This is a genomic window from Victivallis lenta, from assembly GCF_009695545.1.
GTDB lineage: Bacteria > Verrucomicrobiota > Lentisphaeria > Victivallales > Victivallaceae > Victivallis > Victivallis lenta.
This window is the reverse complement of record NZ_VUNS01000004.1, coordinates 68706-88982: the sequence shown is the minus strand read 5'-3', so window position 1 is coordinate 88982 and position 20277 is coordinate 68706. Positions and strand designations below refer to the sequence as shown.

Here is a 20277-nt window from a genome sequence, read left to right as displayed (position 1 = left end):
ACCTTTTGTTTATCGTTCGATCAGTAAAGTTGGAATTTCGGTCCGGCAGGGAGCGCCGGTGCGGTCGGCGGTCCGGCGCCGGATCAGGTCACAGACCCGGTCGGTCAGCTTCGCGTAATCGACGCAGCTGGTGACGATCGCGGGGTGCCAATGCTGGAATTCGCGGTAGTCGCCTTCGCCGGAAAGGGCGATGTCCTTTCCGGGAACGCGGCCGAGCTCGATCACGGTCGACGCCGCGCCCTGCGCGACGATGTCGTTGTGACAGATCACTGCGTCGGCTCCCGCCAGCGCCTCGCGTTCGCGGGTCAGCAGCTCGCGGGTCAGCATGAATTCGCGGAACATGTTGAAGTCCCCGGCATTGCGCGGGGAGAGCACGAGTCCGGAGGCGTCCGGGTGCGCTGCCAGCGCCCGCTTGAAGCCTTCGAGCTTCATTTCGGCGTCGTATCCGTAATAATCGGGCCGGAGCGCTTTGATGTTGCAGCTCGACACGAAGATGAAGTTCCGTCTGCCGGCCCGGTGGAAGTGTTCGAACAGCAGTTCGATCTGCCGGTCGTTCCGCCAGTACAGGAAATCGTACTCCTCCTCCACGCCGGTGAAATCGCCGTGGCGGCGGAGGCTTTCGGCCGAATAGACCTCGATCATCGGCAGGTTGCGCCGGGAGAGCGAATCGCAGAGCAGGTTGTTGACCTGCCCGAAGTTGATGACGCAGTCGAGGTCGAGCAGCCGCGCGTTCCATTCGGCGCGGGAGTCCTCGTCCTTGATCCGCAGGATTTCGAGATTCATGTCGAGCCGCTCGTCGAGCGCTTTTTCGAGTTCGCACAGGATTCGCTGCACGATCGGAATCCCGGCGGTATGGAGGATCGGCGAACGGACATCTTCCCCCATCACGAAACCGACCCGGCCCCGGCGCGGCGCGTTGCGCCGCATGAGGACGCCGCCGATGTGCGGCCGGTAGTTGAGTTTGCGCATCGCGCTTTTGACCCGGCCGCGGGTGTCGGAAGAGATCGGGAAGACCTCGGTGCCGTTGATGAAGTTCGACACCGTGGTGGTGGAGACCTTTGCCGTTTTCGCTATGGTGTTGATATTGATCTTGTTGTCCATGATGTTCCATCGGGCGGCCGAAACCGGCCGCCGTCGTGTTGTTCCGGGGGGCGGGGCGGAATCCGTCGGAACGGTGATTAAGGCTCGGATTCGGCCTTGTTCGCCCGCCAGTGGCGCTTGTGCATGGTTCCGTCACTGACATTCGCGCTGTTGATCATGATATTGTCGACATTGCCGCCCAGAAAGAGGAATGTCCCTTTGGTTCCGCCGTGGGTCCACTGGGTCGGAATCGAGAACTGGTAATGGGTTGCGACTGCGCCGCTGTAACAGGTCATCTGCTCGTGCGGCTGGCAGACCAGGGAGATCAGCTGGGACGGCCGGTTCCGCACCCGGTTGATTGCCCCCTTCAGGCAGGATGCGTCGCCGTCGGACCAGAGATATCCGTTCGCCCGGTAGCTTTTGGGGCTGTGTTCGGTTGTGGTGCGTTTGATGAGGTCGCTCGGACAGCGCAGCAGTTTCACGCCGCCGCCGGAATACGGGATGTATCCGCCGTCCAGAAGCCGGTGCTCCCAGCCGACGCCGCTGTCGGCTTGCGGCAGGCGGTCTTTGTTGGCGTCGGCGTACATCTGGCACTGGAGCCCGATCTGCTTGAGGTTTCCCTTGCAGGTGGTTTCCCGGGCTTTCTCCCGCGCCTGGTTCAGTGCCGGCAGCAGCATCGAGGCCAGGATCGCAATGATTGCAATAACAACCAGAAGTTCGATCAAGGTGAATGGAAAACGGCTGGCGGTGAAGATATTACGTATTCTGTTCCGGTTCTTCATGATTCTGTTTTTCTTTAATTTGGGTATTTTCAGGATATCGCACGGGAGAATCAGGGCTCGGATTCAGCCTTGTTCGCCCGCCAGTGGCGTTTGGACAGAGTTGAGTCCGAAACCGTCGCGGAATTGAAAGAGACGTTTCCGACGTTCCCCCCGAGAAAAAGGTAGGTGCCTTTGGAACCGTGCGTCCACTGGCCGGAACTGGTTGCGCTCGGCATGGAAAAACCATACTGAAATGCGGCGGTCCCGGAGTAGAACACCATTCCTTCATGCGGCTGGCAGACGAGGGAGATCAGTTGCGAAGGCCGATTTCTTGTCCTCAGATAAGCGCCTTCGATGCAGGAACCATCGGCGTTTCCCCACAGGTAACCGTTGCAGCGGTAGCTCTTGGGGTTGTTGTTGACTGCCAGCGCGGCGGCGGTGCGCGGGATCGTGTCGCTGGGGCATTTGAACAGCTTGGTCACTTTGCCGGAATACTGAACCATACTGTTGACAAGCCGGTGTTCCCAGCTGACTCCCGAGCTTTTGGCATCCGCTTCCGGAAGCCGGTCCCTGTTGCTGTCGGCGTAGAGCTGAATCTGCAGCCCGAGCTGCCGGAGATTGTTCTGACAGCTGGTGGCCCGGGCCCGTTCCCGCGCCTGGTTCAGCGCCGGCAGCAGCATCGAGGCCAGAATTGCGATGATCGCGATGACAACCAGAAGCTCGATCAAGGTGAAGCGGAAACGCATAATATGTACTATGTTACGCATTTTGTGCCTCTTTTTCATTTTTCTTCTTTCCCTGTTTTTCCGTTTCCTGTGTGTTCTGTTCGACACGGCTGAACATAGTACATATTATACGCTCCCCATGCTCCGCCTTGCCGCACATTGTGATCATCTTCAAATTTCCGTTGTTGTGAACCTCCTGTCGTTTATATCGGATGTTGATGGTTATATGTTGAACATTGTATGTTGATCGTATATCCTGCAATATAATTATACCAAACCGAAAAGCGGTTGTCAAGAGGGTATTGAAAAAAAATGGAAAAAATGCCGGAGTGCCGGCCATGTTTCCGGCTGCGGGATACAGAGGAGCTGCCGAACGGATGAAACCGGTGAACGGGCCGCTCCCGGCCGCCGCTACGGCCTGAGCAGCAGCGTGGGCAGTTCGATCCGGAGGAGCTTCCCGGCGCGGCCCGCGGTTCGGAGCTCGATCAATTCGCAGAGCCGTTCGGTCAGGGCCGCGTAGTCGACGCTGCTGGTCGTGACCGCCGGGTGCCATTCCTGGAATTCGCGGTAATCTCCTTCGCCGGAAAGCATGAGGTCCGCGCCGGGTTTCCGGCCCAGTTCGAGCGCGATCGAGGCGGCTCCCTGCGCGACGATATCGTTGTGGCAGATCACGGCATCGGCTCCGGCGAGCGCTTTCTGTTCGCGCTCGAGCAGCTCGCGGATCAGCTTGAATTCGCGGAACATGTTGAAATCCCCCACATTGCGCGGCATGAGGATCGTGCCGGAAGCGTCCGGATGGGCGGCCAGCGCCCGCTTGAAGCCCTCGAGCTTCATTTCGGCGTCGTAACCGTAGTAGTCCGGCCGCAGCGCCCTGACGTTGCAGCTCGACACGAAGATGAACCGCCGCGCTCCCCGCCGGTGGAAGTGGTCGAACAGCGTTTCGATCTGCCGGTCGTTCCGCCAGTACAGGAAGTCGAACTCCTCGTCGACGCCGGTGAAATCGCCGTGGCGGCGGAAGGTTTCGGCTGAATAGACCTCGATCATCGGCAGGTTGCGCCGGGAGAGCGTGTCGCACATGAGGCTGTTGACCTGCCCGTAGTTGACGAGGCAGTCGAGGTCGAGCAGCCGCGCGTTCCATTCGGAGCGGGAGTCTTCGTCCCTGATCCGCAGGATTTCAAGGTTCATGTCGAGCCGCTCGTCGAGCGCTTTTTCGAGCTCGCACAAAATCCGCTGCACGAGCGGAATTCCGGCCGTGTGGAGGACCGGCGAGGTGACGTCCTCCCCCATCACGAAGCCGACCCGGCCGCGCCGCGGCGCGTTGCGGCGCATGAGAATGCCGCCGATGTGCGGGCGGTAGTTGAGCTGCCGCATCGCGTCTTTGATCCTCGTCCGCGTATCCGGGGAGATCGGGAAGACCTCGGTGCCGTTGATGAAGTTCGACACCGTGGTGGTCGAAACCTTCGCCGTTTTCGCGATCGTGTTGATATTGATTTTGCCGTTCATGGCAGCCTGCTCTCCGGGGATTTCACATGCAACGTATATTACCGGCATATCATACACGCTGCCCGGAGATTTGTCAAGCGGAATGCGCCGGAAAGACGGCGGAGGAAGGCCGGGATGACCCGGAATGTCAGGAAAACGAATGCGGTTTGAGGAGAGAAGGTTTGAAATTCAGGGAATTCGGGATATTTTACCGGAGGAGGACACAATAAGCGGCGCGCGCTTTGCGTTAAAACGGGTGTATGCAGGTTTTCAACTGGAACTGAAGTGACTCAACAACAGGGAGCCGTGACCATGAAACAGACTGCTTTTTTTCTTGGAACTCTCGCTTCGGCGCTGATCCTCTTTTCCGCGGCCGCCGCGGATGCCCCCGCCGTGCCGGGCGGCAGCCGGACCGATGAGAGCCGCGACGGCGGCCGCCGGTTCCGCCCCGGCCGCGACGGCATGGAGCGGCGCGGAGACCCGCGCGCCGAGGCCGAAGCGCAGATCAAGGAGAAATTCCCGGCGGAGTATGCCGAAATCGAGAAGCTGCGCGCCGAAGCCGATGCGAAACTCCGTGAACTGGCGAAAAAGGCCGGCATCGAGATTCCGAAAACGTTCGCCGAGCAGATGGCCGAGCTGAAGGAGAAATATCCGAAGGAGATGGCCGAGATCGAAGAGCTCCAGAAAACCGACCGCATGGCCGCCTTCCGCAAAATGCGCGAACTTGCCGAAAAGGCCGGGATCGCCCTTCCTTTCGGCCGTCCCGGACAGGGTCCCGGACGCATGGGCGGCCGCGGGGACGTTCCGGGCGAGGATGCGCCGCGGATGCGCGCCAACCCGATGCAGCAGCTCCGGCAGCTCCGGCAGAAGTTCCCGAAGGAGATGGCCGAAGTCGAAGAGCTGCGCCGGACCGATCCGGCGGCCGCGCGCGCGAAAATGCAGGAGCTGATCAAGCAGCTTGAAGCCGATCGGCCGGCCCGGCCGTAACCGGGGACGCCTGCGGAAAATGATGAGGAACAGTCACTTTCGGGAGTTTTCGGTGCTGGCGTTCGATGCCGCGTCGGTGCGGGGCTGCCAGTTCCGCCGCCGCGGTGCGCAGTATGCGGTCGAGCGCAGCGTCGTCGAATCGATCGAGGCGCACGATCCGGCCGAGGCGTGGCGCCGGGTACTGCGGCGCCTGGGCCGGGGCAGGGAGTGTCCGCTCTTCCTGACCGGGGCGCTTGCCGGCGGCATCTTCTTCCGTTTCCTGTCGATCGATCTGCCGCCGCGCGCCCGGCGCGAAGCGCTGGAACTCGAGCTGCCGCAGCGGATGCTGACGGTTCCCGATAACTGCCGGTTCCAGTTTTTTGCCGGCGAAACCGATGCGGAGGGAAACGTTCCGGTCAATGTCTATGTGATTCCGGGGAGCGCGCTTGAGCACCCGGCCGCCATGCTGACCCAGGCGGGGGGGCGGGCGGACGAGTTCCTGTATCCGCTGCTCGCCGTCCGGGCCGGGGACCCTCCGGCCGATCTGCCGCGGACCGATCCGGATTTCGGTTTCGAGGACGGCGAATGGCGGCCGAGCCCGCCGGAGCCGGATTTCCGTCCGTGGCTGACGATTTTTTCGTCCGAATTCAAATTGCCCGCCGACGGCGGATTCCGCGTCGGGGATTTTTTCGAGTGCCTGCTGGCCGCGCGGCTGGTTGTTTCGCCGTCGTTCGGCCAGCAGGAGCGCGCGCTCCGGCTGCTCCCGGCTGAACTTCGTCCGCGCCGTTACCGGAACCAGCTCAGGATCACCGCGCTTCTGGTTCTGCTGATCGCCGGGAACTATCTCTGGTCGGCAGCCGGCAGCTACCGGCAGAATTATCAGACGTTCAGCCGCCTGGCCGGGGAGCGCGACCGCATCAAGGCCGAGAACTCCTCGCTGACGGCGAAGCTGCGCAGCTTCGAAAAGGAGCAGCGGGAGCTGAACCGGGTGGTCAGCCTCGCGGCCGGGGAGCCGGATGTCCTGCCGAAGCTCGCGGCGCTGACGTCGATCCTGCCCTCCAACGTCATGGTTTCGAGTTTGCGCTGGAGCGAGTCGAGCGTCGACCTCATGTTGCAGAGCGAGGCGGACAACCTCGATCTGCCCTCGCTGTTCCGCCGGATTCCATACTGGAAGATCGGCCAGCTCCAGCAGCGGCGGATGGGCGACACGGTGACCATGATCACCCTGAAGCTCGTGCCGGCCGGGGAGGCGTCGAAATGAACGCGAAATTCAGGGAGTTCGTCAAGACCGGCCGCGGCAAGCTGACCGTTGCGCTGGGCTGTCTCGCGCTGAGCTGGATTTTCCTGCTCTGGCAGTTCAGCGGGTCGATCGGCGACCTGATGCCGGCGGCGGAGCGCATCGGCGCGGTCGAGCGCGAGGTCAGGGAGCTGCGGCAGCAGAATGCGGCGCTGAAAGCCCGGCAGAAAGCTGCCGGGGAGCTCAGGACGCGGTACGGAAAGCAGCTCGGCAGCTATTGGCGCGAGGAGCGCGACGGCGTGGTCGATACCGAGCTGCGCAACCGGATTCAGCAGGCCGCGCGTGATGTCGAGCTCAAGCTGAACAGTCTCGGTTCGGTGCGGACGAGCCGGATCAACAATGAACTTTATTACGCCGAGATCGACCTGTCGACCGTCGGCACGCTCGAGGCGATCACGGCGTTTCTGGCGAAGCTGCGGGAGAAGAGCCCGCTCGTTTCGTGGCGGCGGTTCGACCTGCGGCCGGAACCGGTGCGCGGCCAGAATGCCTCCTCCGCCGGAACCGTGGTCCAGAACCTGAACTTCAACGGCGCGATCCGGGTCATCGGCTTCGACGGCGACGCGGCGGAAAACGGAGGCGGCGGAAAATGAGAATCGTCCTCATACTGGTCAATCTCCTGCTGGCGGTCTGGCTGCTGGCCGTCGTGGTCGGGCGTTTCACGGGCGGCAAAGCCGAAGAGACGTTGACGGTGAAGGCGCGCAGCCCGAAAAAGAGCACGGCCGCAACGCCGGGGAATACGGTGAAAACGGCTCCGCCGGAGTCGGTCGGTTCGCTTCTGGCGACGATTGTGGACAACAATATTTTCAACCCGGACCGCTGTCCGAACGCGGTGTTCGGCCGCGGCCGCTCGAATCGTGTCGAACTTTCTCTGGTCGGGACCTTCGAGATCGGCGACTGCAAAGGGGCGATTATTCTGCAGAAGAGCGCGTCGAACAACCGGAACTTCCCCGGCATGATGGGGGGGCCGGGCGGCTTCGGCGGTTTCCCGGGCGGGCCCCCGATGCCTCCCGGGAATCTGGGCGCCGCGCCGGGGGCGGCCCGGAACCGTTTCGGCAGCTGGAACCGCGCCGGCGCCGGCGGCAGCGGCAACAATGCTTCCTCCACGCAGATCGGCGCGCTCAGGCAGTATGTGCGGATCGGGGAGACGCTGGCCAACGGTTACACGCTGACCGAGATCACCCGTACCGGCGCCGTGCTGACCCGCGGCAGCGACAAAATGGAACTTGAGCTGCAGGAGCCGTCGAAAAACCAGGCGAAGGCTTCGACCGGCACGAACAACAACCGGCGCGGCAACTTCTTCCAGCAGATGCAGCAGATGCAGCAGATGCAGATGATGCAGAACTTCCAGATGATGCGGATGATGCGCGATACCGTGCGGAATCAGAACCAGAACCGGAATCCGGGCGGCAACCGCGGCGGCAATGCAGGCGGCGGGCCCGGCGGCCCGCCGCCCGGACGGTGAGAATCCGGCGGATTGTTTTTTATGAAATTTCTGAAATAGAAAGAAACCGGTAAATAATAATGAGAAGAAAAAGAATGACACACCTTCTGCCGCGTATCGGAACGCCGGTCGCCGTCGTGCTCTCCGGGCTGCTGCTCTCCTCCTGTGCGATGTTCCGCCCCGAAGAGGAGGAGGACGCAAAGAAGAAAGACCGCTTCGAATTCCTGCGCAGCGAGCGGCAGCCCCGGGAGGCGGCCAAACCCGAGTCGATCGAAGAGGAACAGGTTCTTCCGAAACCGGCCGGGGAGGGGGAGCTTGGGAAGAAGAAGCTCGAGGCGCTGAGCTACAAAGGCGGGAAGCCCGCGCCGCCGGAGGCGCCGAAGGCGGAGGATACGCCGCATTTTTACGATGACTTCCTGCTGATGAACGGGGACGAGGAGATTCCGGTGTCGCTCGTGTTCAACAGCGCGCCGCTGCTCGACGTCCTGCCGGCCTTCGCCGATGTGCTCGGCTTCAACTTTGTGGCGGACAGCGACCTCAAGGGCGTCGTGACGCTGAATCTGAATTCGAACATGACCCGGCGGGAGCTCTGGAACACCTTCGACCGCATGCTGAATCTGGCCGGCGCCGGCGTGACCGTCGAGGATTCGCTCCTGAAGATCATGGCGCTGCCGAAGCTCGCCCAGCAGCCCGGCGCGCGAGTCGGCAGCGAGATCTTCTACTATCCGCTCAAGAATTCGACCGCCAAAGACGTTGTGACGCAGCTCAAGCCGTTTCTCGGCAAAGACAGCGTCTGTGTCGAACTGACCCGGCCGAACGCGATCCTGATCTGCGACGATGCGGGCAATATCGCGAAGCTGCGCCAGATTCTCGAAGTCATCGACCAGAGCGCGCGCCGCAACTGGCCCCGCATGCCGGTGCCGTGCCGCAACATCCTGCCGACCAAGGTGGTCGAGGAGCTGCAGAATGTCCTGCCCGTGCTCGGTTTCACGGTGACGCAGACCACCGACAAGACCGAGCTGCCCGGAGCGATCCAGCTGGTCGGCATCGACCGGCTCCAGATGATCGTGGTTTCGGCCGCGACGCAGGATGCGATCGAGGAGATCCAGAAGTGGATCGACATTTTCGACAGCGCCGATTCGATCGACCAGGAGCGCGTTTTCGTCTACAAAGTCAGCCACAACCGCGCGGCGCAGCTGGCGCAGGCGCTCTCGATCATCTACAACACGCAGGGCGCGACCCAGACCATCGATACCTCGACCGGAACCATCCGCACCGATACGCTGAGCACGGTCTCCTCCTCGAACCGGAACACCGCGCAGAACAACAACCGGAACGCGAATACCGGATCGACGCTCTCCAACAGTACGCAGACCGACCTGAGTTCGAGCCTCTTCGATACGCCGGTCCGCATCTTCGCGGACGGAATGCTGAACCGTCTCGTGGTCCGCACCACGCCGCGCACCTACGCGAGCATCAAGGCGCTGCTCGACCGGCTCGACGTGGTTCCGGCCCAGGTGCTGCTGCAGGTGCTCGTGGTCGAGGTCACGCTGACCGAGTCGACGAAGTTCGGGCTCGAGTTTGCGGCCAAGGGCAGCGGCAGCGGCCTGAACTCCATGCTCGGCACGAATTACGAGAACCTGACGCCGTTCGGCGAGAGCAAGCAGGAGGGCTTCACCTTCCTGCTGAACGACCCGAACAACCCCGAGAACAAGTTCGGCTATATCCGGGCGCTGGCCGGGAACAATGCGATCAAGGTCATTTCGAGCCCGCAGCTGCTGGTTGCGAGCCATACCGAGGCGCGGATTCAGGTCGGCAGCCGGGTGCCGGTCATCACCGGCGGCATCACGGACTCCTCCTCCGAGGGACGCGTGACGCAGACTTATAAATACGAGGATACCGGCATCATCCTCACGCTGACGCCGCAGATCACGAGCACCGACCTCATCACGCTTGACGTCACGCAGACGCTGTCGGACGCAATCAAGAACACCACGAGCTCCACGATCGATTCGCCGGAGCTCACGGTCCGGGAGATCGAGACCGGCATGACCATCGCCAACGGCCGCACCATGGTCATCGGCGGGCTGATTCAGGAAAAGCGCAACGACGAACTGCAGTCCGTTCCGTTCGTGAACGACATCCCGTTCCTGCGGCGGCTCTTCGGCAGCACCGAGGCGAAGGTTGAGCGCTCCGAGATCCTCGTTCTGATCACCGGCTACATTGTGGATGAACGCAGCCCGGTCGAAGAGCTGATCAAGCGTTACAACGAGGCGCTTTCGAGCCTGAACGACTTCGACCAGACGATCGGCGACAAGGCGAAGCCGCGCAAGGGGGCCAATAAATTCGACAGTTCGGAGTTCTGGCGATGAGTGCGGACGGATACGATTTCGCCGCCGCCCGGAAACGGCTGCGCGGGATGCTGGCGGAGAAGAGTCCGGACTACCCGGCTTCCCCCTCCCGCGAGGAGGTCAGGGCGGCCGACCGCGCGTTGATCCAGTCCGGCGCGCTCTCCGAGTCACAGCTGGTCGCGCTCTATGCCGCCGCCTACGGGACGGAGCCGGTCGAGGAGGAGGAGTTCCGGACGCCGGAGCCGTTTCCGGATGCGCCGTACGACTTTTTCAACGCGAACGGCTGCCTGCCGGCCGAGTGGGACGCCGATGCGATCACGTTTCTCGTCGTCGATCCGTACGACCTCGAGCAGCTGACGTTCCTCGTCCGCCGCACCTGGAAGACCGGCGCGAAGTTCCGTTTCGTCCGCCGTACCTTCCTCGAGCGGCTTTCGAGCAAGCTCCAGAGCCTTGAAGAAGAAAACGAGGTGATGGAGCTCGAGGATGAGAACACGCTCCGTTCGATGGCGGGCGAGGCGCGGATCGTCCGGCTTGTGAACGACATTTTCACGCGCGCGATTGAGCTCGGCGCGTCGGACATCCACATCGAGCCCGGCGAAGAGAACGTCGCGGTCCGATGCCGGGTGGACGGTGTTCTGACCGAGATCATCAGCACGCCGCTTTCGCAGTTTCCGGCCATCGCGTCGCGCATCAAGCTGCTCGGCGGGCTCAACATCGCCGAGAGCCGGTTGCCGCAGGACGGCCGCACGAATATCCAGCTCGGCCGGCAGGAGCTCGACATGCGCATCTCGACGATTCCGATCCTGACCGGCGAAAGCATCGTGCTGCGGCTGCTGAACCAGGAGGCGATTTCATTCGACCTCGGCATCCTCGGCATGTCGCCGACCCATCTCGCGCAGTTCAGAAAGCTGATCCAGATTCCGCACGGCATCATTCTCGTGGTCGGTCCGACCGGCAGCGGCAAGACGACCACGCTGTACAGCGTGATCAACCAGCTGAACGACAATCGCAAGAAGATCATCACGGTCGAGGACCCGGTCGAATACAAAATGGCCGGGCTCTGCCAGATGCAGGTCAATTCGAAGATCGGCGTGACCTTTGCGACCGGACTGCGCAGCATTGTGCGGCAGGACCCCGACATCATTCTGGTCGGCGAGATCCGCGACCGCGAAACCGCCGACATCGCGATCAACGCGGCGCTGACCGGCCACCTCGTGCTTTCGACGCTGCACACGAACGACGCGGTCGGCGCGGTGACCCGCCTGCTCGATATGGGCGTCGAGAACTTCCTGGTTTCGTCGGCGCTGTTCGGCGTGCTTTCGCAGCGGCTGGTCCGCAAAATCTGCCCGGTCTGCCACGGGAAGACGACCGATGCGGCCGGGAACAGGTGCCGCAGATGCAACGGCTCCGGCTACAAGGGGCGCTGCGGCATTTTCGAGCTGCTGACGGTCAGCGACGAACTGCGCGCGGCGATCAACCGCAGCGCGTCGAGTTCGGAGCTGGAAGCGATTGCGGTCAGGGAGGGCATGGTGACGCTGCAGGAGGACGGCCTGGCGAAGGTCCGGGCCGGCATTACCACCCCGGAAGAGCTGAACCGTTCCACGGCGGAGTTGTAGACAATGGGACTCTATAAATACCTTGCTGCCGCGAAAGGCGAAGCGCCGCACGAGATCCTGATCGAAGCCGACAGCATCGCGGAGGCGCAAAGCAAACTGCGCAGCCGGAAGATCGTTCCCGTGCGTTACTGCGGGGAGGCGACCGTTTCCGGCGGCAGGTTCACGTTGCGCCGCAGCAAGGTGAACACCTACGAATTCACGCGGCAGCTCGCGCCGCTGCTCGATTCGCACATCCCGCTCGAACGGGCGCTGGCGATCATTGCGGACAGTTCGACCGAAGCGGAACAGCGCGATTTCGTGAACGCGCTGCGCCAGGGGCTGCACGAGGGCAAGAAATTTTCGGAGCTGGCCCGAAGCCACGGGACGCTCTTTCCGGGTTACTATGCGAACCTGATCGAGTCCGGCGAGGAGACCGGCTGTCTGCCGGAGGTCGTGAACGAGCTGCACAAGTTCATGGGGGAGAGCAAGGAGCTGAAGGACTTCATCGTGTCGAGCTCGATCTATCCGCTGGCGATCCTGACGGTCACGATGATCGTCACGGTCGTGCTTTTCACGGTGTTCGTGCCGCGTTTTGCGAAGATTTTCATCGATATGGGGCGCGAGATGCCGCCGTCGATGGAGTTCCTGCTTGCGATGAGCTCTTTCTTCTCCTGGGCCTGGTGGCTGATTCCGCTCTGCTGCATCGGCGGCTGGCTGCTGCTGAAGAAGATCATGGGCGAGCGGGAGCTCAAAATCGCGCTGTCGCGGCTCGTCCTGAAGCTGCCGCTTTTCGGGCGGATCGTGGTCGATCTCGAGATGTGCAAATACATCCGCACGCTTGCGATTCTGATTGCGAACCATGTCGAGATCATCCGCACCGTCCGCATTTCGGGGAAGATCATCTCGAACCCGACCGTGTCGGCCGGATTCGCGGAGATCGACCGCAAGCTCAAGGGAGGGGACAAACTCTCGGCCGCGCTGGCCGGGAACCGGTTCATTCCGGCCGGCATGGTGCCGATGCTGCGGGTCGGCGAGGAGTCCGGCACGGTCGGCGAGATGCTCTCGAAGATCGCGTCGCATCTCGAGAACGATACGAAACTTAAAATCAAGCGGCTGCTCAGTTTGTTCGAGCCGGCGGTGATCATTTTTCTCGCCCTCATCGTGCTGGTCGTGGTCGTTTCGATCTTTGTCGCCATGATGGAAATCAACTCAATCAGTCAAGGAGGACCTGCGATATGAGAAAGCATTGTTTCAAGAGAAGCCGTTTCACCCTGATCGAAGTTGTGGTCGTGATCATCATTCTGGTCACGCTCGCTTCGATCGCCACGCCGATCTACCTGAACTACGTGAAGAAGGCCAACGTCGGCGCGGCGACGACGCAGGTCAAACTGCTCGAAGACGCGCTGACCGGCTACAAGCTCGACATCGGCAGCTACCCGGATACGGCGACCGGCCTGCGCGCGCTGGTCGAGAATGTCGATCAGAACGAGAAGTGGGACGGGCCGTACATCAAGCCGGCGGTTCCGAAGGACCCGTGGGGCAACGATTACGTTTACACCAGCCCCGGCGAACACGGCGACTTCGATCTGGTCAGCTACGGCGCCGACGGCCAGCCGGGCGGCACCGGAGAAAACGCCGACATCACGAATTACGTGGAAAAATAATGGTGTGCCGGAGGTTTACGCTGCTTGAGCTGATGGTGGTGATTGCGATCATCGCGATCACCACCACGCTTGCGGTGTCGACCTTCCGCGGCGAATCCCCGGCGCAGAAGCTCCGGAACGCCTCGCTCGGTTTCGAGGCGTACTGCGCGCGGGTGCGTTATGCGGCGATGGAGAACGGTTCCGACCGCGTCGTCGCCTTCGATCCGGCGGCGCGCCGGTTCACGGCGGAAGAGCCGGAATTGCCGGCGGAGAACACTTTTTCCGGAGACGGGCGGCCGCCGTTTGTCTGGGAGCTGCCCGCCGATTTTGAGCTCGACACCGAAATGCTGAACGCCGAAACCGGCGAAAACGGCACGGTTGAAGTGTTCCGTTTTTTTTCGGACGGCAGTGCGAATGCTTCGCGCGAATTCATTCTGCGGTTTCGGAAGCTGCAGCGCCGCTTTGCGGTTTCGCCGCTGACCGGGCTGCTGCTGGCGAAGGAGGAGGAGGCCGTGCTGTGAGAAGGGGAGCATTCACGCTGATCGAGGTTGTGGTCGCCCTCGGCATCCTGGCGCTGGCGCTGGCCGGGCTGCTGCAGCTGCTGACCGCCTCGCAGGGGCGGCTAGCCCGCACGATGGAGAAGTGGCGCGAGACGCACATGCTCATTCAGGCGGCGGAGTACTGCCTGCTCCAGAAGGGGGAGGACCCCGGTTCGGTGCCGGTCGATTTTTTTCCGTACGACGGCTATACGGCGAACTGCACGTTCCGCGACGCCGAAAATCTGCCGGAGACCTATACGAACATCGTCGGACAGATTCCGCTGAAAGCCTGCGAGATCGAGCTGGTCCGGCAGCGGGACGGAAAAACCGTGGATTCAATCATTGTGGATAAATTCAGCTATGAGTCGACCGTACAGGGTGAGTAGACACAACTTCACATTGGTGGAGATGGCGATTGCGATGGCGATTCTGGTCGTTGTCGCGCTCATCATCGGCACTGCCTCGGCCACGTTCTACAACGGCTACCGGCGCTCGGCGAAGGTCACCGAACAGCTCAAGGCGTATCTGGCGATCGACCGGATCATGGATCAGAATATCCGGAACCTGATCCCGTTCCGCTGGAGCGACGAGCTGGAGGAGTCGCGCCTCGTCTTCGAGGGGAAAACCGATTCGCTCCATTTTGTGACGCTCCGCCGCACCTATGGAAACGACCGCGGCGCGCTGCTGTTCGTCCGGCTCCGGGTCGAGGACGGCGAACTCGTCGCCGAATATTCGAGCTATCCGAGGCTGCCGTGGGAGGACGAGGGCAAACAGGAGTATGCGCGCGAGGTGATTGCGAAAAATGTCCGCAGCATCCGCTTCCTCTACGCCGAGGAGGTCGATGAGGAGATCGAGTTCGAGGATACCTGGGAGGAGGATGACCACGAAGCGCCTCCGCTCGCAATCCAGATGACCGTCGAGTGGAACGACGGAACCAGCGAGCGCTGGCTGCGCCGCACCGCCGGCTCCGGCTCGAACAGCACTTTCGGCAATCGGCAGACTTCGGGGTTGTAAGATGATGGCAGGACGCAACGAACGCTCGTCGGAATCGGGTTCCGCGCTTGTCGCGGTGCTCTGTCTGGTGTTTATGGCCGGGCTGCTGGCCGGAGCCGTGCTGGCCATGTCGAAGTACGGCAGCTTCACGATGGCGGCGCACCTTGCGCTTCAGAAATCGATGTACGTCAACGAAGGGGCGGCAGCCCGGATTCAGTATCTCATTGCGGCCGACCGTTCGCTCTATGCGAACGTGCAGCTCGGGGAGACCGAGTACGCCGACTACGACACCGACCGCTTTTTCGCGGACGGCGTGATTCATGTGATGGACTATTACGGCACGCCGGTCGAATTCACGATCACCGATGCCCGCAGCGGGTTCGATCTCAGTGCCGCGCAGTACAACAGCACGCTGACCAATGTCGCCGGCTCCGATCAGCTTGATACGGAACTTTACGATACCACCGAACGGCTCAAAGCCCGGATTGCCGACTATGTCGATGCCGACGATACGGTTACGACCGACGGCTTCGAGGAGGCCGACTACGAGGCGTTCGGCATGTCGCCGCTGCCGCGCAACGCGGCGATGCAGTTTCGCGAGGAGCTCGCATGGATTCCGGGCGTGACGGAGATGTTTCCGGCGGACGGAAGCGGCCGGCTCAGCGCGCTCCGGCTGATTCCGCCGGACGGGATGACCATTCCGAACGGGTCGCCCAGCATTTTCACCGCCGACCGGCTTTTGCTTCAGACCTACTGCCAGGGGCTCGAGGACGAGGAGATCGAGCAGGTGCTCGCCGCGCTTGAGGTTTACCGCCGGGAGCGGATTCTGCTTTCGGATCAGCTGGATGCGCTGCTGACGCCGCGGCTGAACGGGCTCTCATGGGAGGAGAGCGGCATCTACACCGTCACCGTCGGGCCGCGCATGACGCAGCTGCCGGAGACGATCGCCGCTGCGGACGCGGGAGAGAGCGCCGTTTCCGCCGTCGGGCTGCCGGCGCAGCGCAGCCCGTCCACCCGGCTGACCTTCACCTATCCGGGGTTCGACAGCGGCGGCCCGTCGGACAACAAGGTACAATATTTGGAATGGATGTTCCATTAAGGAGAACATGCGCCATGAAACGAGGAATCCTGATTCTGCTGATTTTGTTCTGCTTCGCCGCGCCGCCGTTCGTGCGGGAGGCGCAGGCGATGGACCCGGTGACCATCGCGATCCTGACCCCGATTGCGATCAAGGGGGCGCAGGTCGCTGCGCCGTATGTCATGCGCGGGCTGGCCAGCGGAGCGCGGCATATGGTGTCGATGGGTTACGACCTCATCAACTTCTTCCGGCTTCCGCTCGGTTTCCTGCAGGTCACGGCCGGAATTCCGTTCGGGCAGCTCAAGGGAGGATTGAACAACATTGTCGCCGGCTTTACGGCGCCGGTCAAATTCACGATCAAGACCTTGATTCTGCCGGTGGCCTTCTGCAACATCGGCGGAGGGTGACGGCGCTGTTTCACCGAAACACGCTTTCCGCTTTCGGTCCGGTCTTCCGGAAAAATCGCTTTTTTTTCATTTTTCGGCTTGAAATTGTATTATATCAATAGTACAATAGTATCAGTAAGGCAGTACGGAAAGGAGGCGGCATGAAAATCGATCCCGACAGCGGCACGCCGATTTATCTGCAGATCATCGACGAGCTGAAGACGGCGGTTCTCAGCGGACGGTACCGCGACGGGGACCGGGTGCTGCCGGTGCGGGAGCTGGCGGTTCAGCTCCGGGTCAACCCGAACACGGTTGCGAAGGCGTACCGGCTCATGCAGGACGAGGGGCTGCTGGTCAGCCGGCCGGGCGGAGGCACCTTCATCGCGGTTCCGGAGGCGTTTTCGCTGCGCCGGGAACGGGAGGAGGCCATCGCGGCGCAGCTCGGCAGGCTGGTTGCGAAGGCAAAGGCGTTCGACATCGGGCCGGAACGGCTCCGCGAGCTTCTTGACGATGCATGGAAACGGCCGGCTGGCGATCAACATGGAATGGAGAGGTGAAGTATGGATTCGACGATGGCAATGATCCTGTTTGAGTGGAAACGGATTCGCTGGTCGCTGCTTGCGGCCTGCGGCATTCTGGTTCTGCTGTTTGCCGCGGCCGGGCTGTGGCCGGGAGAGAAAAGCATGCGGTTGGTCGGCATCGTGATTGTGGCGGTTCCGGCTCTGCTGGTTCCGGCCCTGTTCGGTTCGCTGGCGGCGGACCGCGGCGAGTGGCCGTTCCTGCTCGGGCTGCCGTACCCCGCTTCGAAGCTTTTCCTGCTCCGGCTGCTGCTGCGGGTGTTGATTCTGCTGCCGGCGGTCTCGCTTTTTTCCCTGACCGGCGTGCTGCTGCTGGAGGAGGGCATTACGATGGCTTTCCTGCAGGTTTTGCCGATCGTGCTGCTTGAGAATCTGGCCATCGCCGCGTTTTTCGTGTTTCTCGCCCCGGTGCAGAACGGGCTCGGTCTCCTGATGGGGGCGATCATCGGAATGCTGGTTCTGGTTCCGGCGCAGCTGCCGGCGATCGCGGCGGTGGAGAGTTTCGGCAGCAATGAGTTCCGGGTACTCGCGTATCCGGCGGTTCAACTGACCGTGCTGCTTGCGGCGGGCGGATATGTGTTGTGGAGGAAGCGGGTGCTGAACCGGCCGGTGCGGCGGGCGCTGATATTCTGGAGTCTGGCGATCGTTCTGGTTCCGTGGATCGAATGGGGCGGCGCGTGGCTGGCGGGATCGGTTTCCCTCGCCGTTGCGAAGCAGGAAGCGCGGGAGGCCGGAATTATTCTGGTGGAGCCGAAGCGACTTTTCCGGGAGTTCGATTCATTCACCCGAGCCGATCTCGACGACTATCTGGCGCAGTTCGGATATTCGCCGGACGAGGAACCGTTTTACTGCGTGCCGGTCGAAAGCCGCCGGACGAGGAAACAGATTTCAAAGTTTGTGACCGGTGCTGTGGCGGAGCAGCTTCAGCGGGACTACCGGGCGAACGATATTGAAAACCTGCGGCGGGATGTCAATGCGGGCGTGTTTTGCGGTTATGTCGCGCTCGGCCGGATTCTGTACGACGGCGGCAGCCTCGAGAAGTACGGCAAAACGCTCGAGGCGCTGATCGGGCAGCTCGAACGGGCGCAGAAGTACGATTTTTCACATCGGTATGCCGTGAGTATCCGCGATGCATGGCAGGAGGTCCGGCCTCTTTTCGGAAAGCGGGACAGCTTTCTCATGGCGCCCGGCCGTAAAGGGGCCGAAGCCCGCTTTCTGAGGCGCGAAACGGCCGCATTCCGCGATATTGCCCGGATTCGGGCAATGAACGGCGATGAGCTGGCTGCACATCTGAGGCGACCCGCCCGGCTTGAGGCATCGCGCTTATACGGCCTGGTTCTGCGGGAGCGCGAGGTGCGGAAGTGGTTCAAGTTGTACGCCGAAGCATTGAAGCTGAAGCTGGAGCTGTACCGGACCGGCGCTTTGCCCGAAACACTTGATATCGGGCTGCCGTTCCGGTATGAGCGGACGCGGAACGGCTTCCGGTTCGTCGGCAAAAAAGGAATGACGGTTTTGAGTTATCCGGTTCCGGAGCGGGCCGGTTCGATGAAAGGGCGGTGATCATGAGCAGGGATAAAGTAATCGAATTTTCCGGTGTCGCCAAGTCCTACGGCAGCCGGAGAGTGCTGAAGGGGTTCGACCTGACCGTATTCCGCGGCAATGTTTATGCGCTTCTCGGTGAAAACGGCGAGGGCAAGACGACGGCGATCAAAATGGCCGCCGGGCAGATGGAGCCGGACGCCGGCGCGGTCCGGGTATTCGGCCTCGACCCGGTCCGTGACGGAGTGCGGGTCAGGGAACGTTTTGCCTATGTCGCCGAACTGATGAAGGTTTACGACTGGATGACGCTCGCGGAACTTCATGATTTTCTGAAGCCGTTCTACTCGAACTGGAACGAGGATGCATTCATCAGGCTCACCCGCGGCTTCGGGCTGCCGCTGGACCGGAAGCTCGGAAGCTTTTCGCGCGGCATGTATGCGAAGAGCGTTCTCGCCGCCGCGCTTTGCCGGGAACCGGAGCTGCTGATTCTCGACGATCCGTGCCTCGGGCTCGACACGGCGTCGCGCCGGAATTTCATGGAGATGCTGGTCGATTCGCTGACCGGGTTCGGTTGTACGGTGTTCCTCTCCACCCACCTGATTCCGGAGGCTGCCGGAATTGTGGACCGGGTCGGCATCCTGAAGAACGGCCGGCTCGTGGCGGAGGAAGACGCGGCGGCGCTTCTGGAACGGACCCGGCTGCTGCGAATTCCGGCCGGTATGGAACCGCAGTTGCCGGAACTCGATGTGCTGCGGCGGAAGAGCTGCGGTCCGGAGCTGCTCCTGACCATCCGGGGAGATGAAGAGGAGACCGGCGCGGAATTGAGCCGGATTCCGGGTCTCGCGTTCGAATTGGAGCCGCTGCCGCTCGAGGAAATTTTCCTCGCCTGGACGGAGAAACAGGAGCCGCGGCAGGAAGACGCAGCCGGATAAAACCCGGTGCAGCGTCGCTGTCCGGCGAAAAAGCGCGATATGCGGCCGGTACGTGCACTCAAGGCATTGCCGCCGCCAGGAGGCCGGGAAATCGTGTTCGGGGAACCGCATACGGTATGAGAGTGCGCCCGGTCAATGTCATGGCTGGGGGAGGCGCGCCTCTTCCGGGGCGCGGTCTTTCTGCGCGTTCGCGCAGCAGACCGTGCGTGCTCCCCGTCCGAATCTTCGATTCGGTTTGTGAGCCGGTCGTTCCGCCCGCAGATCGCCTCCGGCGGCCGGGGCGCGTCGCCCCCGGACTCCCGACCGGCAAGGTGCCGGCGCCGGCGGCGGCTCCGCCGCCTTGACGGGTGTGCAGGCGGATTGGCCCACTTCACGCAACAGCGGCCGGGAACAGCTCACCACGTTAAACTGCGCCCGGTCAATGTCATGACTTGGGGGATGCGCGCCCCTTCCGGGGCGCGGTCTTACTGCGCGTTCGCGCAGCAGACCGTGCGTGCTCCCCGTCCGAATCTTCGATTCGGTTTGTGAGCCGGTCGTTCCGCCCGCAGATCGCCTCCTGCGGCCGGGGCGCGTCGCCCCCGGACCCCCGACCGGCAAGGTGCCGGCGCCGGCGGCGGCTCCGCCGCCTTGACGGGTGTGCAGGCGGATTGGCCCACTTCACGCAACAGCGGCCGGGAACAGTTCACCACGTTAAACTGCGCCCGGTCAATGTCATGACTTGGGGGAGGCGCGCCCCTTCCGGGGCGCGGTCTTACTGCGCGTTCGCGCAGCAGACCGTGCGTGCTCCCCGTCCGAATCTTCGATTCGGTTTGTGAGCCGGTCGTTCCGCCCGCAGATCGCCTCCGGCGGCCGGGGCGCGTCGCCCCCGGACCCCCCGACCGGCAAGGTACC

General features: G+C 62.4%; 21 protein-coding genes. 17 read left to right on the top strand and 4 right to left on the bottom strand.

The genetic code is table 11. The features are described 5' to 3' along the window. Positions 1–9: 9 nt before the first annotated feature. The 4 genes from FYJ85_RS05570 to FYJ85_RS05555 form a co-directional block, all read right to left on the bottom strand. Complete coding sequence (locus tag FYJ85_RS05570) at positions 10–1101, bottom strand: LacI family DNA-binding transcriptional regulator (protein WP_154417234.1); 1092 nt, start codon at positions 1099–1101, stop codon at positions 10–12. A 77-nt stretch (positions 1102–1178) separates the two neighbouring features. Then, positions 1179–1862, bottom strand: a complete 684-nt coding sequence (locus FYJ85_RS05565; protein WP_154417233.1) for a type II secretion system protein — start codon at positions 1860–1862, stop codon at positions 1179–1181. A gap of 50 nt (positions 1863–1912) precedes the next feature. Continuing rightward, positions 1913–2608, bottom strand: a complete 696-nt coding sequence (locus tag FYJ85_RS05560; RefSeq protein WP_106054558.1) for a type II secretion system protein — start codon at positions 2606–2608, stop codon at positions 1913–1915. Between the two features lie 369 nt (positions 2609–2977). Continuing rightward, positions 2978–4069, bottom strand: coding sequence for a LacI family DNA-binding transcriptional regulator (locus tag FYJ85_RS05555; RefSeq protein WP_177995143.1), 1092 nt, complete (start codon positions 4067–4069; stop codon positions 2978–2980). Between the two features lie 139 nt (positions 4070–4208). On the opposite strand from FYJ85_RS05555, the gene FYJ85_RS23970 reads away from it, so the two are divergent. From FYJ85_RS23970 to FYJ85_RS05475, 17 genes are all read left to right on the top strand, one after another. Further along, positions 4209–4337 (top strand): hypothetical protein, encoded by a 129-nt coding sequence (locus FYJ85_RS23970; RefSeq protein WP_268878714.1) that lies wholly within the window; start codon positions 4209–4211, stop codon positions 4335–4337. 23 nt (positions 4338–4360) lie between these two features. Continuing rightward, entirely contained in the window at positions 4361–5035 is a 675-nt protein-coding gene (locus FYJ85_RS05550) for a hypothetical protein (RefSeq protein WP_106054561.1), read from the top strand. A gap of 19 nt (positions 5036–5054) precedes the next feature. Further along, positions 5055–6275 carry a hypothetical protein gene (locus FYJ85_RS05545; protein WP_154417231.1) on the top strand — a complete coding sequence of 407 codons (1221 nt, stop codon included), beginning with the start codon at positions 5055–5057 and terminating at the stop codon, positions 6273–6275. After that, a complete protein-coding gene (locus FYJ85_RS05540; RefSeq protein ID WP_106054563.1) occupies positions 6272–6901 on the top strand; it encodes a hypothetical protein in 630 nt (209 codons plus the stop codon). Before FYJ85_RS05545 ends, FYJ85_RS05540 begins: the two co-directional genes overlap by 4 nt. After that, the gene (locus FYJ85_RS05535) at positions 6898–7773 is read left to right on the top strand and encodes a hypothetical protein (protein ID WP_154417230.1); all 876 of its coding nucleotides are present in this window, start codon (positions 6898–6900) and stop codon (positions 7771–7773) included. The genes FYJ85_RS05540 and FYJ85_RS05535 overlap by 4 nt, the downstream gene beginning before the upstream one ends. A 74-nt stretch (positions 7774–7847) precedes the next feature. Then, positions 7848–10124: a secretin N-terminal domain-containing protein gene (locus FYJ85_RS05530; RefSeq protein WP_158704181.1), complete on the top strand. Its 2277-nt coding sequence runs from the start codon at positions 7848–7850 to the stop codon at positions 10122–10124. Beyond that, positions 10121–11719 (top strand): GspE/PulE family protein, encoded by a 1599-nt coding sequence (locus FYJ85_RS05525; protein ID WP_154417229.1) that lies wholly within the window; start codon positions 10121–10123, stop codon positions 11717–11719. The genes FYJ85_RS05530 and FYJ85_RS05525 overlap by 4 nt, the downstream gene beginning before the upstream one ends. Before the next feature lie 3 nt (positions 11720–11722). Beyond that, the gene (locus FYJ85_RS05520; protein WP_106054567.1) at positions 11723–12937 is read left to right on the top strand and encodes a type II secretion system F family protein; all 1215 of its coding nucleotides are present in this window, start codon (positions 11723–11725) and stop codon (positions 12935–12937) included. Then, entirely contained in the window at positions 12934–13362 is a 429-nt protein-coding gene (gspG, locus tag FYJ85_RS05515; RefSeq protein WP_106054568.1) for a type II secretion system major pseudopilin GspG, read from the top strand. Before FYJ85_RS05520 ends, gspG begins: the two co-directional genes overlap by 4 nt. Then, entirely contained in the window at positions 13362–13862 is a 501-nt protein-coding gene (locus tag FYJ85_RS05510; RefSeq protein WP_154417228.1) for a pilus assembly FimT family protein, read from the top strand. Before gspG ends, FYJ85_RS05510 begins: the two co-directional genes overlap by 1 nt. After that, the gene (locus FYJ85_RS05505) at positions 13859–14266 is read left to right on the top strand and encodes a prepilin-type N-terminal cleavage/methylation domain-containing protein (RefSeq protein WP_154417227.1); all 408 of its coding nucleotides are present in this window, start codon (positions 13859–13861) and stop codon (positions 14264–14266) included. Before FYJ85_RS05510 ends, FYJ85_RS05505 begins: the two co-directional genes overlap by 4 nt. Continuing rightward, positions 14241–14894, top strand: a complete 654-nt coding sequence (locus tag FYJ85_RS05500) for a PulJ/GspJ family protein (protein WP_154417226.1) — start codon at positions 14241–14243, stop codon at positions 14892–14894. The genes FYJ85_RS05505 and FYJ85_RS05500 overlap by 26 nt, the downstream gene beginning before the upstream one ends. Before the next feature lies 1 nt (position 14895). Then, a complete protein-coding gene (locus FYJ85_RS05495) occupies positions 14896–15972 on the top strand; it encodes a type II secretion system protein GspK (RefSeq protein WP_106054572.1) in 1077 nt (358 codons plus the stop codon). 14 nt (positions 15973–15986) lie between these two features. Next, entirely contained in the window at positions 15987–16358 is a 372-nt protein-coding gene (locus tag FYJ85_RS05490; RefSeq protein WP_106054573.1) for a hypothetical protein, read from the top strand. Positions 16359–16498: 140 nt separating this feature from the next. Beyond that, positions 16499–16894, top strand: coding sequence for a GntR family transcriptional regulator (locus FYJ85_RS05485; protein WP_106054574.1), 396 nt, complete (start codon positions 16499–16501; stop codon positions 16892–16894). A 3-nt stretch (positions 16895–16897) separates the two neighbouring features. Beyond that, positions 16898–18475 carry a hypothetical protein gene (locus FYJ85_RS05480; RefSeq protein ID WP_154417225.1) on the top strand — a complete coding sequence of 526 codons (1578 nt, stop codon included), beginning with the start codon at positions 16898–16900 and terminating at the stop codon, positions 18473–18475. 2 nt (positions 18476–18477) lie between these two features. Next, complete coding sequence (locus FYJ85_RS05475) at positions 18478–19386, top strand: ABC transporter ATP-binding protein (protein WP_154417224.1); 909 nt, start codon at positions 18478–18480, stop codon at positions 19384–19386. The last annotated feature ends 891 nt before the right edge of the window (positions 19387–20277 follow it).

Coding starts and splice junctions, on each gene's coding strand:
- FYJ85_RS05570 (WP_154417234.1), bottom strand. CDS start 1,101: ATGGACAACAAGATCAATATCAACACCATAGCGAAAACGGCAAAGGTC.
- FYJ85_RS05565 (WP_154417233.1), bottom strand. CDS start 1,862: ATGAAGAACCGGAACAGAATACGTAATATCTTCACCGCCAGCCGTTTT.
- FYJ85_RS05560 (WP_106054558.1), bottom strand. CDS start 2,608: ATGCGTAACATAGTACATATTATGCGTTTCCGCTTCACCTTGATCGAG.
- FYJ85_RS05555 (WP_177995143.1), bottom strand. CDS start 4,069: ATGAACGGCAAAATCAATATCAACACGATCGCGAAAACGGCGAAGGTT.
- FYJ85_RS23970 (WP_268878714.1), top strand. CDS start 4,209: ATGCGGTTTGAGGAGAGAAGGTTTGAAATTCAGGGAATTCGGGATATT.
- FYJ85_RS05550 (WP_106054561.1), top strand. CDS start 4,361: ATGAAACAGACTGCTTTTTTTCTTGGAACTCTCGCTTCGGCGCTGATC.
- FYJ85_RS05545 (WP_154417231.1), top strand. CDS start 5,055: ATGATGAGGAACAGTCACTTTCGGGAGTTTTCGGTGCTGGCGTTCGAT.
- FYJ85_RS05540 (WP_106054563.1), top strand. CDS start 6,272: ATGAACGCGAAATTCAGGGAGTTCGTCAAGACCGGCCGCGGCAAGCTG.
- FYJ85_RS05535 (WP_154417230.1), top strand. CDS start 6,898: ATGAGAATCGTCCTCATACTGGTCAATCTCCTGCTGGCGGTCTGGCTG.
- FYJ85_RS05530 (WP_158704181.1), top strand. CDS start 7,848: ATGACACACCTTCTGCCGCGTATCGGAACGCCGGTCGCCGTCGTGCTC.
- FYJ85_RS05525 (WP_154417229.1), top strand. CDS start 10,121: ATGAGTGCGGACGGATACGATTTCGCCGCCGCCCGGAAACGGCTGCGC.
- FYJ85_RS05520 (WP_106054567.1), top strand. CDS start 11,723: ATGGGACTCTATAAATACCTTGCTGCCGCGAAAGGCGAAGCGCCGCAC.
- gspG (WP_106054568.1), top strand. CDS start 12,934: ATGAGAAAGCATTGTTTCAAGAGAAGCCGTTTCACCCTGATCGAAGTT.
- FYJ85_RS05510 (WP_154417228.1), top strand. CDS start 13,362: ATGGTGTGCCGGAGGTTTACGCTGCTTGAGCTGATGGTGGTGATTGCG.
- FYJ85_RS05500 (WP_154417226.1), top strand. CDS start 14,241: ATGAGTCGACCGTACAGGGTGAGTAGACACAACTTCACATTGGTGGAG.
- FYJ85_RS05495 (WP_106054572.1), top strand. CDS start 14,896: ATGATGGCAGGACGCAACGAACGCTCGTCGGAATCGGGTTCCGCGCTT.
- FYJ85_RS05490 (WP_106054573.1), top strand. CDS start 15,987: ATGAAACGAGGAATCCTGATTCTGCTGATTTTGTTCTGCTTCGCCGCG.
- FYJ85_RS05485 (WP_106054574.1), top strand. CDS start 16,499: ATGAAAATCGATCCCGACAGCGGCACGCCGATTTATCTGCAGATCATC.
- FYJ85_RS05480 (WP_154417225.1), top strand. CDS start 16,898: ATGGATTCGACGATGGCAATGATCCTGTTTGAGTGGAAACGGATTCGC.
- FYJ85_RS05475 (WP_154417224.1), top strand. CDS start 18,478: ATGAGCAGGGATAAAGTAATCGAATTTTCCGGTGTCGCCAAGTCCTAC.